This is a genomic window from Nonomuraea corallina, assembly GCF_027620315.1.
In the GTDB taxonomy this organism is placed as follows: Bacteria; Actinomycetota; Actinomycetes; order Streptosporangiales; family Streptosporangiaceae; genus Nonomuraea; species Nonomuraea corallina.
The window spans coordinates 1-11,895 of sequence record NZ_JAPNNL010000212.1; the positions used below are offsets into that span (position 1 = coordinate 1).

Here is an 11,895-nt window from a genome sequence, read left to right on the forward strand (position 1 = left end):
ACGGTGACGGCGGCTGCCGCCAGGCCGGTGACGAGGAAGTGCCGGCGGTTGAGCTCGGGCATGGGACGCTCCCTGAGGACGATCAAGGCCGGGGACGCACGTGTCCTGACTTGCGATCGTGACTCGGAAGTGAATGCCGGTAAACACCACAATGGCGACATCCTTCACGGATGCCGCCATCACTGGAGAAAAAGCACCTCACCTCGCGCCCCCGCCGGACGAGATCGTCTCATCCGGCGGGCCGGGAAGCGGGGCGCGACGCGCCGGTCACCAGCCGCGTTCGGCCAGGCGGTGCGGCTGCGGGATCTCGTCGACGTTGATGCCGACCATGGCCTCGCCCAGGCCGCGCGAGACCTTGGCGATGACGTCCGGGTCGTCGTGGAAGGTGGTGGCCTTGACGATGGCGGCGGCGCGCTTGGCCGGGTCGCCCGACTTGAAGATGCCGGAGCCGACGAACACGCCCTCGGCGCCGAGCTGCATCATCATCGCGGCGTCGGCCGGGGTGGCGATGCCGCCGGCGGTGAACAGCACGACCGGCAGCTTGCCGGCCCGCGCCACCTCGGCGACCAGCTCGTACGGGGCCTGCAGCTCCTTGGCGGCCACGTACAGCTCGTCCTCCGGCAGCGAGGACAGGCGCTTGAGCTCGGCGCGGATGGTGCGCATGTGGGTGACGGCGTTGGAGACGTCGCCGGTGCCGGCCTCGCCCTTGGAGCGGATCATCGCCGCGCCCTCGGTGATGCGGCGCAGCGCCTCGCCGAGGTTGGTGGCGCCGCACACGAACGGCACCGTGAACCGCCACTTGTCGATGTGGTTGGCGTAGTCGGCCGGGGTGAGCACCTCGGACTCGTCGATGTAGTCGACGCCGAGCGACTGCAGCACCTGGGCCTCGACGAAGTGGCCGATGCGGGCCTTGGCCATCACCGGGATCGAGACGGCGCCGACGATGCCGTCGATCATGTCAGGGTCGCTCATCCTGGAGACGCCGCCCTGCGCGCGGATGTCGGCGGGCACGCGCTCCAGGGCCATGACGGCGACCGCGCCGGCGTCCTCGGCTATCTTCGCCTGCTCGGGGGTGACGACGTCCATGATGACGCCACCCTTGAGCATCTCCGCCATGCCGCGCTTGACGCGGGCGGTGCCGGTGACGGTGCCGGTGGTCGACGGGGTTTCGGGCGTGCTGGTGGACAACGGTCTTCCTCACGAGCTAGGGGGGAACGGTAAGTTTTCCAACCCATCGTAGGTCCTGACGTACGGCCCCCCGCATGCCACCATGTCAGCAATGGCGGGGAGTTTTGTACGTCAAGGCGTCACGGGCTTGCGGCTGGCGAGCGCCACCCACACCTGACCGGGCGCGAAGTTCATCGGCTCGCCGCTCTGTGTGGTGAACGTCGTGCCGCCCTTCTCCGATTCCCGCTCCCACCTCGCCCTGTACGCCTTGCCGTCGCGCAGCACGATCGCCGAGCCCTTGCCGACGGTGTTGACCAGCGGGGTGTAGCTCTGGTTCTTGTCGTGGAACTGGGAGCGCTCGGTCTTGGTGTACTGGATGACGACCGTGGAGGCGCCGAGCTGGCCGCCCTCCGCGGCCATGTCCTTCTTGCCGTCCTGCCAGATCAGCCACTGCTTCTTCGCCTCCGACCAACGGAAGGTGAAGCGGGCGGCGGGCCACCTGACGCTGTAGGAGGCGCGGTCGACGCCGCCCTCGGCCGGCGGGTCGCCGAAGGTGAAGCCGATGTCGCCGGCCTTGCTCGCCTTGGGCGCGCCGGCCAGCAGCTTCCTGGTGTGGGCGAACAGGTTGTAGGGGGCGTAGCGGCCGGGCTCGCGGTAGTAGGCGCCGGGCACCCGGCTGTCGGAGACGTCGAACAGCGACGCCTCGGCGATGAACGGCAGCATCTTGGTCTGCGCGCCGGAGTAGGCGAACGCGGGCTTGCCGAACATGGGGGCCAGGTGCAGGTCGCTGATGCGGGCGCTGCGGACCGGGCCGACCTTGGCCGGGATCTTCGAGGAGAAGACCGCGATCAACCGGGTCAGACCGGCCTCGACCTGCGTCACGTACACGATGTCGGCGCTCTTGAGACCCATCTGCGGCTTGCCCGCCGCGGTGTTCTCGATCTTGACGGCGAGCACCGGCCTGAGCCGCTCGGCGGGGCGGCCCGTGAAGGGATGCAGGTTCTCCGGCGTCGGCTCCTCGGCCGGCGCCGCCGACTCGGTGGGCTGCGGGGCGCCGCCCGCCGCGGGCTCGTCGGACGAGCAGGCCGTGACAGGCAGCAGAACAGCCATCCCCGCCAGCGAGACGGTGATCATCCGGGTTAGCCGCACCTGCATACTCCTCCGCTTCGGCCCAGAAACGGATGGAAGCTTACCGGTCTCCCACAAAACGGGTCATTCAGTTGCCATGGCCGCGGGCGGATTGTCATCGATCTCGAAGAATCGCGGATACGCCGTGTGACCCGCCAGGCGCAGCGTGCGCGCCAGCCACCGCCGCTGCGCCGTCCGCGTGACCGCGACCGCGTTGTTGTAGAAGCGGCGCGAGTAGACCACCTTGGCCACCGCGGCGTCGAGCTCCTCCAGCAGGTCCTGGCCGCCGGGCGACTCGGCCAGCTTCTCCCTGAACCGCTCCTGGTCCACCACGGCGCGCAACGCCCCCGACAGGTCGCTCTCGGCGTGCTCGCGCTCGTCGGGACCGGCCATCCGGGCCTCGTGCGCGGCCGCGGCCAGCACCAGCGAGGTGGCCGGGTCGAGCAGCCGCGAGCCGGCCAGCTCCAGCACCACCGCGCGCCGGCGCACCAGCGCCGCCTCCAGCGCCTCGCGGGCCAGCTCCAGCCGGATGTGCAACCGGTCCAGGCGGCCCGCCCGCCAGGAGATGTAGACGGCCGTGAGCACCACGACGATGGCCACGATCAGCACGATCATGGTGGATGTCACAGGTCTTCCTCCACGCCCGCGCCGGCGACGGTCACCGTCTCGTAGACGCGCACCACGTCCCGCGCCACCGTCGACCAGTCGTACTTCATGACCGCCACCCGGGCCTCCTCGGCGAGCTTGGCCCGCCGCTCCGGCGCGTCGAGCAGCGCGCCCGCCTCGCGCGCCAGCGAGGCCGCGTCGCCGTTGGTGAACAGCGCGCCCGCCTGCCCCTCGCCGAGCACCCTCCGGAAGGCCGGGATGTCGCTGGCCAGCACCGTCGCGCCGGAGGCCATCGCCTCGGCCAGGACGATGCCGAAGCTCTCGCCGCGGGTGTTGGGCGCGCAGAACACGTCGACCGAGTGGTAGGCGCGGATCTTGTCGGCCTCGCTCACCATGCCGAGCACGGTCACCCGGTCGCGGAACTCCCTGCCCACCCGGTCGTAGACGTCGCCGGCGTCGCCGGGACCGGCGATCAGCAGCTTGACCTCCGGCCGCTCGGCCGCCAGCAGGTTGAAGGCGTCGAGCAGGATGGGCAGGCCCTTGCGCTCCTCGTCCATGCGGCCCAGGAAGCCGATCGTGGCGCCGTCGGGACCCCGGCCGTCGAGCGGCTCGGCGTCGGTGTAGCGGCTGACGGTCACCCCGTTGGGGATGAGCACGGTGTCGCCGCCGAACTGCTCGACCAGGCTCTTGCGGGCCGCGTCGGAGACCGCGATGCGGCCGCTGAGCTTCTCCAGCGCGCTCTGCAGCAGCGGCTCGGCCATCGCGATCGCGCGCGAGCGGGTGAACGAGGCGTGGAACGTGGCCACGATCGGGCCCTTGGCCGCCCAGCACGCCAGCACGCCGAGGCTGGGGATCAGCGGCTCGTGGATGTGGAGCACGTCGAAGTGGCCGTTGCGCACCCAGCGGCGCACCCGGGCGGCCGACAGGAAGCCGAACGACATCCGGGCCACCGACCCGTTGTAGGGCACGGGCACCGCCCGGCCGGCGCCCGTCACGTACGCGGGAAGCTCGTCGTCGTCGCTGGCCGGAGCGATGACGGAGACCTCGTGGCCCTGCCTCATGAGCGCCTGGGCCAGGTCGTCGACGTGCTGCTTGACGCCTCCGGGCACGTCCCACGAGTAGGGGCAGACGATGCCGACCCTCATCGTTTCGGATCTTCCAGCCACAGGCGTTGCAGCATGTGCCAGTCCTCGGGGTGCTCGGCGATGCCCTTCTCGAACACGTCGGCCAGGCGCTGCGCCACGATCGCGACCTTCTCCTGCCGGGAGCCCTCCTCGGGCACCGGGATCTCCTCCTGGATGTGGATGCCCCAGTCGGCGCCGTCGAAGTAGACGACGGCGGGCAGCAGCGCCGCGCCGGTCTGCACGGCCAGCAGCGGCGGGCCGGCGGGGACCTTGGTGGCCGCGCCGAAGAACCGCACCTCGATGCCGCTCCTGGTGAGGTCCCGCTCGGCGGGCAGGCACACCACGCCGCCCTTGCGCACGCGCGTGGCGAGGGTGCCGAAGTTGTGGCCGTCGCCGCCGGTCAGCGGCAGCACCTCCATGCCGAGTCCTTCGCGGAAGCGCACGTAGCGGCGGTAGAGCGACTCGGGCCGCAGCCGCTCGGCCACGGTGGTGAACGGGTGGCCTACGCCGACCAGCCAGGCCCCCGCGGCGTCCCAGTTGCCCATGTGGGGCAGCGCCAGGACCACGCCGCGGCCCGCGGCGACGTTGCCGTGGATGTGCTCGGCGCCGATCACGCGGGTGCGCCGGACGATCTCGGCGCGGTCGATGGACGGCAGCCGGAAGATCTCGTGGAAGTAGCGGAAGTAGGAGCGCATGCCGGCCCTGGTGAGCTCGCTCAGCTGCGGGCTGCCCGGCGGCAGGCCGGTCACCCTGGCCAGGTTGGACTCCAGGCGGCGCACGGCGGGGCCGCGCCGGCGCCACACCCGGTCGGCCGCGAAGCCGAACGCCGCGGCCGTCGGCCGTTCGGGAAGGTAGGGCACCAGCGTCCAGCCCGCCGCGAACCCCGCGGCGACCACGCGATCGGTGAATGACGGCTTGCCGCTCATCGCTCCCTCGTCTGCCGGTAGACATGGACCACGCGCTGAACCACGGTGACGGCTCCGGCCGCCGCGAGCAACCACATGCCGGCCGCCAGGAGGTAGGGCACCCCCAGGCCGGAGAAGCAGGCGGAGACCAGCACGACCACGAGCCGCTCCGGCCGCTCGGCCAGCCCCACGTCGCAGGTGAGACCCAGCCCTTCGGCCCGCGCCTTGGCGTACGACACGAGCATCCCCGCCACCAGGGCGAACAGCGTCACCCCCGCCAGCAGGGAGTCACCGCGCGCGACGAAGTAGAGGATCAGCCCCGAGAAGATCGCCGCGTCGGCGACCCGGTCGAGCGTGGAGTCCAGGAACGCCCCCCACGTGCTGCCCCCTCCCCCGCCGAGCCGCGCCACCACGCCGTCGAGCAGGTCGAACAGCACGAAGACGGTGATCACCAGGGCGCCGGCGGTGAGCAGGCCCCTCGGGAAGAAGAACAGGGCGGAGACGACCGTGCCGAGAGTGCCGATCGCCGTGACGGCGTCGGGGCCGATCCCGCGGCGGACCAGGGCGTTGCCCAGCGGGGTGAGGAGCCGGGTCATGGCCGGGCGCAGGAGTTTCAGCATCGCGCTGTCGATCGTAGGCCATGACGGCACCGGAGACTTTCTTTGCCGCGGCCCCCTTGTGATATCCGCCACATGGGTATTTGGTGAACACACCGCGTCCATGCGGTTTTCACCCTCGCGCGGGCGCGGCGTTGGCACGCACACCGACGACGCGGGAGGCGAAGTGGCGGACAAGCACGCGAGCGGGGCCATGGGAGCCGCGGGCAGGGCACCAGCGGCCGACAAGGCGGACGCGATTCGCAATGTCGTCCTGGTCGGCCATTCGGGAGCGGGCAAGACGACCCTGGTCGAGCAACTGCTGGCGGCCACCGGCACGATCCAGCGGGCCGGCCGGGTCGAGGACGGCAACACGGTCAGCGACTTCGACGAGGTGGAGGTGCGCCAGCAGCGATCGGTCAACCTGACGCCGGCGCCGCTGACCTTCAACGGCATCAAGATCAACCTTCTGGACACCCCCGGCTACGCCGACTTCGTCGGCGACCTGCGCGCCGGGCTGCGCGCCGCCGACGCGGCGCTGTTCGTGGTGTCGGCCACCGACGGGATCGACGGGCTCACCCAGATGCTGTGGGAGGAGTGCGCCCAGGTCCGCATGCCCAGGGCCGTGGTCATCACCAAGCTCGACCACCAGCGGGCGAACTTCGACGAGGTCCTCGCCGCCTGCCAGGAGGTCTTCGGCGACGGCGTCGCGCCCCTCTACCTGCCGGTGATCACGAACGGGAACGTGAACGGCCTGATCGGGCTGCTGACCCAGAAGTTCTACAACTACGCGGGCGGCACCCGTACGGAGAAGGAGCCCGGCGCCGAGTACGAGTCGCGCATCGAGGAGCACCGCGGCGTCCTGATCGAGGGCATCATCCAGGAGAGCGAGGACGAGTCGCTCATGGAGCGCTACCTCGAGGGCGATCCCATCGACATCAAGATCCTCATCCAGGACCTGGAGAAGGCGGTCTGCGAGGGGAACTTCCACCCGGTGCTCTGCACCGGGCTCGGCGTGGGCGCGGCCGAGCTGCTGGAGCTCGTCACCCAGGGCTTTCCCGCGCCTCACGAGCACCCGATGCCGGAGATCACCACGCTCGACGGCAAGCCGGTGACCGGCATCGCCTGTGACCCGGACGGCCCTTTGGTGGCGGAGGTCGTCAAGACCACCAGCGACCCGTACGTGGGCCGCATCAGCCTGGTCCGCGTCTTCTCCGGCACCCTGCGGCCCGACATGACCGTGCACGTCTCCGGTCACGGCCTGGCCGAACGCGGCCACGAGGACCACGACGTCGACGAGCGCATCGGCGCCCTGAGCTGCCCGCTCGGCAAGCAGCAGCGTCAGATCGGCAAGGGCGTGGCGGGCGACATCGTGGCGGTGGCCAAGCTGTCGCGGGCCGAGACCGGCGACACGCTGTCGGACGTGGACCGGCCGCTGCTGATGACGTCCTGGACCATGCCGGAGCCGCTGCTGCCGGTGGCGATCCGTGCCAAGTCCAAGGCCGACGAGGACAAGCTGGGGCAGGCCCTGGGCCGTCTGGTGGCCGAGGACCCGACGCTGCGCCTGGAGAACAACGCCGAGACCCGCCAGCTCGTGCTGTGGTGCATGGGAGAGGCGCACACCGACGTGCTGCTGGACCGGCTGGCCAAGCGGCACGGCGTCGAGGTGGAGCGGGTCGAGCTGCGGGTGCCGCTGCGCGAGACGTTCGGCGGCCGGGCGCAGGCGATGGGCCGCAACGTCAAGCAGACCGGGGGTCACGGCCAGTACGCCATCTGCCACCTGGAGGTGGAGCCGCTGCCGTCGGGCGGCGGGTTCGAGTTCGTCGACAAGATCGTCGGCGGCGTGGTGCCGCGCCAGTTCATCCCGTCGGTGGAGAAGGGCGTGCGGGCGCAGATGGAACGCGGCGTGCGCGCCGGCTACCCGGTGGTCGACGTCAAGGTCACGCTGTACGACGGCAAGGCCCACTCGGTCGACTCCTCCGACATGGCGTTCCAGATCGCCGGCCAGCTGGCGCTGAAGGAGGCCGCGTCGAAGGTGCCGACGCTGCTGCTGGAGCCGGTGGACGAGCTGTCGGTGCTGGTCGCCGACGACCACGTGGGCGCGGTGATGTCCGACCTGTCGTCGCGGCGCGGGCGGGTGCTCGGCACCGAGCCGGTGGGCCGGGGCCGCACCCTGGTCAAGGCGGAGGTGCCACAGCTGGAGGTCACCCGGTACGCGATCGACCTGCGGTCCATGTCCCACGGCACCGGCACCTTCCAGCGCTCCTTCCTGCGCTACGAGCCGCTGCCGTCGCACCTGGCCGACAAGGTGGCCGCCGAGTCCGGCTGAGGTCCGAAGAGCCGGGAGGGCATTCCCTCCCGGCTCTCGGGTCACAACGGTGTCACGAGTCGATTTCTTTTTTCCGTACGAAGCACACCGGAGCCGATGCGACACTGTTGGCACTATGCGAACCGGACGCCCACTCCTCGCCACGACCGCTCTCGCCGCCGTCTCCGTCGCCGCCGCCTACACCTTCGGGCCGGGCGCCGAGGCCGGCCAGCGCAAGAAGGCGGATCCGGCCAAGAAGACGACGACCGAGAGCGCGGTGGTGACCGCGCAGTGCGCCCCCGACCCGCGTCACCCCAAGCGCCAGTTGCGCGGGGTGTGGATCGCCACGGTCAACAACATCGACTGGCCCTCGCGCAAGGGGCTGTCGCCCGACCGGCAGCGCGCCGAATACGCCCGGCTGCTCGACGCCGCCGCCCAGCGCAACTTCAACGCGGTCTTCGTCCAGGTCAGGCCCGCGTCCGACGCCCTCTACAAGTCGTCGATCGAGCCGTGGTCGCAGTTCCTCACCGGCACCCCGGGCAAGGACCCGGGCTGGGACCCGCTGCCGTTCCTCATCGAGGAGGCGCACAAGCGCGGCCTGGAGTTCCACGCCTGGTTCAACCCGTACCGCGCCGCCTACGACGCGGACGTCGCCAAGCTGCCGGCCGCCCACCCCGCCCGCCGCAACCCCGGCTGGACCGTCAAGTACGGCGACCGCCTCTACTACAACCCGGGCCTGCCGCAGGTGCGCCGGCACGTCGTCAAGGTCGTCACCGACGTGGTCCAGCGCTACGACGTCGACGGCGTCCACTTCGACGACTACTTCTACCCCTACCCGGGGCCGGGCGGCGCCTTCGACGACCGCGCCGCCTTCCGCAAGCACGGCAAGGGCAAGAGCCTCGCCGACTGGCGGCGGCAGAACGTCGACCAGCTGGTGGCCGAGGTCGACGAGGCCGTCCACGCCGCCAAGCGGCACGTCAAGTTCGGCATCAGCCCGTTCGGCATCTGGCGCAACAAGGCGCAGGACCCGTCCGGCTCGGACACCTCCGGCATGTCCGCCTACGACTCGATCTTCGCCGACGCCAGGGCGTGGATCGAGAAGGGCACCGTCGACTACGTGATGCCCCAGCTCTACTGGTCGCGCTCGCACAAGCTGGCCGCCTACGGCAAGCTGGCGCCGTGGTGGGCCGACGCGGTCGAGGGCAGCGACGTCCACCTCTACATCGGCCAGGCTCTCTACCGGGTCGGCGCCGAGGACGAGGCCGCCTGGACGAAGCCGGGCGAGCTGCCGGCCCACCTCACACTCAACCGCAAGCACGAGGCGATCCGCGGCGACGTGTACTTCAGCGCCAAGCAACTGCTGACCAACCCGCTGGGCGCGATCGACCGGGTGGCCAAGGCCCATTACGCTCGGCCGGCGCTCCTGCCGCTGATGAAGGAGCGCGGCGGCAGCGCCCCGGCGAAGCCCTCGGGCGTCAAGGCGGCCGGCACCGCCGTGTCGTGGACGCCGGTACGGGACGCTCGCGCGTACGCCGTCTACCGGGTGCCGAAGTCGGGCGACGACTGCCACACGAGCGACGCCCGCAACCTCGTGGCCGTGGTCTCCAGCCCGTCGTTCACCGCGAAGACGGCCGGGACCTACCTGGTGACCGCGCTGGACCGCCTCCACAACGAGAGCGGCGCGGTCAAGGTGAAGGTCGAGGACGCCTGACGCCGCTCAGCCGCGCCAGGCGTCGGCCAGCAGCCGGCGGGTGTCGCGCAGCAGCTGCGGGAGGACCTTCGTGCGCGCCACCACCGGCATGAAGTTGGTGTCGCCGCCCCACCGGGGCACCACGTGCTGGTGGAGGTGGGCGGCGATGCCCGCGCCCGCGACCTGGCCGAGGTTCATGCCGACGTTGAAGCCCTGGGCGCCGCTCGCCTCGCGCAGCGCCCGCACCGCCCGCTGGGTGAACGCGCCCAGCTCGACCACCTCGGCGGCGGTCAGCTCGTCGTAACCGGAGACGTGGCGGTAGGGCACGACCATCAGGTGGCCGGAGTTGTAGGGGTAGAGGTTCAGCACGGCGTACACGACCTCGCCCCGGGCGACGATCAGTCCGTCCTCGTCGCTCATCGCGGGGATGGCGTCGAACGGGCACCCTTCCGGGTCGGTGCCGACCGGTTTGTTCTCACCCTTGATGTAGGCCATGCGGTGCGGGGTCCACAGCCGCTCGAAGTTGTCGGGCTCCCCCGCCCCTTCCTGATCGTGCATACGTAGCAGCATAGGGCCCCTGTCCGCCGGACAAACGACATGCTCATCCCGCACGATCGCGACGCGCGACGGAGGCGACCGGGCAGAGCGCCCCGACGACCGACCGGCCCTCGTCCCCGCCGTCGCGGAACCGTTCTGGCCCGGCCGGTTCAGCGGAGGCGGTCCGCGAGGGCGGTGACGGCATCGATCACCTGGGGTCCGGACAGGAGCACCGGGTCGTTGTGGCCCGCCCCGGGGATCTCGACCACGGTCGCGGGTCCGGCGGCGGCCGCGGCGACCGCGCGGCTCTGGCCGGGCGGCACGATCGTGTCGGCGGTCCCGTACACCACCACGACCGGGACCCGGACGGCCGCCATCCGCTCCGCGACCGGGAAACGGTCGCGGAGCAGGGCGCGTACGGGGAGGAAGGGGTAGGCGACCTGACCCGCGGCGGCCAGGTCGGTGAACGGCGAGCGGAGCACCAGCCCGCCCGGCGGGCGCTCGGCGGCGAGCCCGGTCACCACGGCCGCGCCGAGGCTCTCCCCGAAGTAGATCACCGGCACGTCGCCGAGGAAGTCGCGGGCCGCCCGCGCGTCCAGCCGCAGCCCTTCCTCGGCAGGGCTGCCGGGGTTGCCGCCGTAGCCCCGGTAGTCCATGAGCAGCACCGGCAGCCCGTGGGCGGCGAGCGCGCGGGCCAGCGGCGCCCGGTGGAGCCGGTTGCCGGCGTTGCCCCCGGCCACCAGCACGCTCACCGGGTGGTCGCCGGGCACGTACCAGGCGCCGAGCCGCAGCCCGTCAGCGGTGGTGAGCGTCACCTCCCGCGCGCCGGGCACGACCTGGGCGGCCGGCGGCACCGGGGCGGTGTCGGGCAGGTAGATCAGCCGCCGCTGGAACGCCCAGAGGAGCCCGAGCAGGACCACCACCACCGTGAGGACCACGAGGGCGGGGCGCACGCCGGGCAGGTTCACCAGGCCAGTCCACCACAGGTCGGCTCGCGGCGGTGACGCTCGGCCGGGGTGGCGAACCGCCCGCGGCCACCCGGCCGAATCGCGTCGCCCGCCGGCCCCCTCCCCGGCTCGTTTCGCGTGGGTCATCGTACGGGCCCGGCCTCTAGGGTGGGCGCATGGCCGATCAACTCGAACCCATGCCCACCGACTGGCAGCGGGCGCTCGCCGTGGTGGCCCACCCCGACGACCTGGAGTACGGCTGCGCGGCCGCCGTGGCGACCTGGACCGCTGCGGGCCGCGAGATCGTCTACCTGATGGCGACCCGCGGCGAGGCGGGCATCGACACACTCTCCCCCGCCGAGGCGGGGCCCGTGCGCGAACGGGAGGAGCGGGCCAGCGCCGCCGTCGTGGGCGTGAGCGCGGTGGAGTTCCTCGACCACGCCGACGGGGTGATCGAGTACGGGACGGCGCTGCGCCGCGACATCGCGGCCGCGATCCGCCGGCACCGCCCCGAGCTGCTGATCACGCTCAACTTCGACGACACGTGGGGCGGCACCTTCTGGAACACCCCCGACCACAAGGCGGTCGGCCGGGCCGTCATGGACGCCGCCGCCGACGCCGCCAACCGGTGGATCTTCCCCGACGCGGGCGAGCCGTGGCAGGGCGTGCGCTGGGTGGCGGTGGCCGGCAGCGAGACCCCGACGCACGCCATCGACGTGACCGACGGGCTGGAGCGGGGCGTGCGCTCGCTGATGGAGCACCGCGCCTACATCGAGGCGCTCACCGGCGACGACCCGGAGGCGTACGCGCGTGAGCTCATCGAGGGGTTCGCCCGCGAGTCGTCCGCCGGGTTCGGCGGCCGCCCGGCGATCACGTTCAGACTCTTC

The 11,895-nt window shown here is 71.7% G+C and carries 11 protein-coding genes; 3 read left to right on the forward strand and 8 right to left on the reverse strand.

What is annotated here, in order from left to right:
* Nucleotides 1-267 precede the first annotated feature (267 nt).
* The 6 genes from pdxS to pgsA form a co-directional block, all read right to left on the reverse strand.
* On the reverse strand, nucleotides 268-1,188 hold the full coding sequence (gene pdxS, locus OUY22_RS32650) for a pyridoxal 5'-phosphate synthase lyase subunit PdxS (RefSeq protein ID WP_270159115.1): 921 nt from the start codon (nucleotides 1,186-1,188) through the stop codon (nucleotides 268-270).
* Between the two features lie 111 nt (nucleotides 1,189-1,299).
* Nucleotides 1,300-2,316: a DUF3048 domain-containing protein gene (locus OUY22_RS32655; protein WP_408638240.1), complete on the reverse strand. Its 1,017-nt coding sequence runs from the start codon at nucleotides 2,314-2,316 to the stop codon at nucleotides 1,300-1,302.
* Nucleotides 2,317-2,379: 63 nt separating this feature from the next.
* Nucleotides 2,380-2,910 (reverse strand): LemA family protein, encoded by a 531-nt coding sequence (locus OUY22_RS32660; RefSeq protein ID WP_408638241.1) that lies wholly within the window; start codon nucleotides 2,908-2,910, stop codon nucleotides 2,380-2,382.
* An 8-nt stretch (nucleotides 2,911-2,918) separates the two neighbouring features.
* Nucleotides 2,919-4,046: a glycosyltransferase family 4 protein gene (locus OUY22_RS32665; RefSeq protein WP_270159118.1), complete on the reverse strand. Its 1,128-nt coding sequence runs from the start codon at nucleotides 4,044-4,046 to the stop codon at nucleotides 2,919-2,921.
* Nucleotides 4,043-4,951 (reverse strand): phosphatidylinositol mannoside acyltransferase, encoded by a 909-nt coding sequence (locus OUY22_RS32670; protein WP_270159119.1) that lies wholly within the window; start codon nucleotides 4,949-4,951, stop codon nucleotides 4,043-4,045. The genes OUY22_RS32665 and OUY22_RS32670 overlap by 4 nt, the downstream gene beginning before the upstream one ends.
* A complete protein-coding gene (gene pgsA / locus OUY22_RS32675) occupies nucleotides 4,948-5,550 on the reverse strand; it encodes a phosphatidylinositol phosphate synthase (RefSeq protein ID WP_270159120.1) in 603 nt (200 codons plus the stop codon). Before pgsA ends, OUY22_RS32670 begins: the two co-directional genes overlap by 4 nt.
* Nucleotides 5,551-5,713: 163 nt before the next feature.
* Here pgsA and OUY22_RS32680 point away from each other — a divergent pair, with 163 nt between their 5' ends.
* Together OUY22_RS32680 and OUY22_RS32685 are read left to right on the forward strand one after the other, a co-directional pair.
* Complete coding sequence (locus OUY22_RS32680; protein WP_270159121.1) at nucleotides 5,714-7,855, forward strand: elongation factor G-like protein EF-G2; 2,142 nt, start codon at nucleotides 5,714-5,716, stop codon at nucleotides 7,853-7,855.
* Nucleotides 7,856-7,970: 115 nt separating this feature from the next.
* Nucleotides 7,971-9,545, forward strand: a complete 1,575-nt coding sequence (locus OUY22_RS32685; RefSeq protein ID WP_270159122.1) for a glycoside hydrolase family 10 protein — start codon at nucleotides 7,971-7,973, stop codon at nucleotides 9,543-9,545.
* A gap of 6 nt (nucleotides 9,546-9,551) precedes the next feature.
* Here the strand turns inward: OUY22_RS32685 and OUY22_RS32690 are convergent, their stop codons facing one another.
* Together OUY22_RS32690 and OUY22_RS32695 are read right to left on the reverse strand one after the other, a co-directional pair.
* Nucleotides 9,552-10,082, reverse strand: a complete 531-nt coding sequence (locus tag OUY22_RS32690; RefSeq protein ID WP_270159123.1) for an HIT family protein — start codon at nucleotides 10,080-10,082, stop codon at nucleotides 9,552-9,554.
* Nucleotides 10,083-10,231: 149 nt separating this feature from the next.
* The gene (locus tag OUY22_RS32695; protein WP_270159124.1) at nucleotides 10,232-11,029 is read right to left on the reverse strand and encodes an alpha/beta hydrolase; all 798 of its coding nucleotides are present in this window, start codon (nucleotides 11,027-11,029) and stop codon (nucleotides 10,232-10,234) included.
* Between the two features lie 155 nt (nucleotides 11,030-11,184).
* Between OUY22_RS32695 and OUY22_RS32700 the strand changes: the two genes are divergently transcribed.
* A partial coding sequence (locus tag OUY22_RS32700; RefSeq protein ID WP_270159125.1) for a PIG-L deacetylase family protein occupies nucleotides 11,185-11,895 on the forward strand: 711 nt, incomplete at its 3' end.

Excerpts from the sequence above, each read along its gene's own strand:
- OUY22_RS32685 (WP_270159122.1), top strand. The coding sequence starts at position 7,971 with ATGCGAACCGGACGCCCACTCCTCGCCACGACCGCTCTCGCCGCCGTC.
- OUY22_RS32665 (WP_270159118.1), bottom strand. The coding sequence starts at position 4,046 with ATGAGGGTCGGCATCGTCTGCCCCTACTCGTGGGACGTGCCCGGAGGC.
- OUY22_RS32670 (WP_270159119.1), bottom strand. The coding sequence starts at position 4,951 with ATGAGCGGCAAGCCGTCATTCACCGATCGCGTGGTCGCCGCGGGGTTC.
- OUY22_RS32660 (WP_408638241.1), bottom strand. The coding sequence starts at position 2,910 with ATGATCGTGCTGATCGTGGCCATCGTCGTGGTGCTCACGGCCGTCTAC.
- OUY22_RS32690 (WP_270159123.1), bottom strand. The coding sequence starts at position 10,082 with ATGCACGATCAGGAAGGGGCGGGGGAGCCCGACAACTTCGAGCGGCTG.
- pgsA (WP_270159120.1), bottom strand. The coding sequence starts at position 5,550 with ATGCTGAAACTCCTGCGCCCGGCCATGACCCGGCTCCTCACCCCGCTG.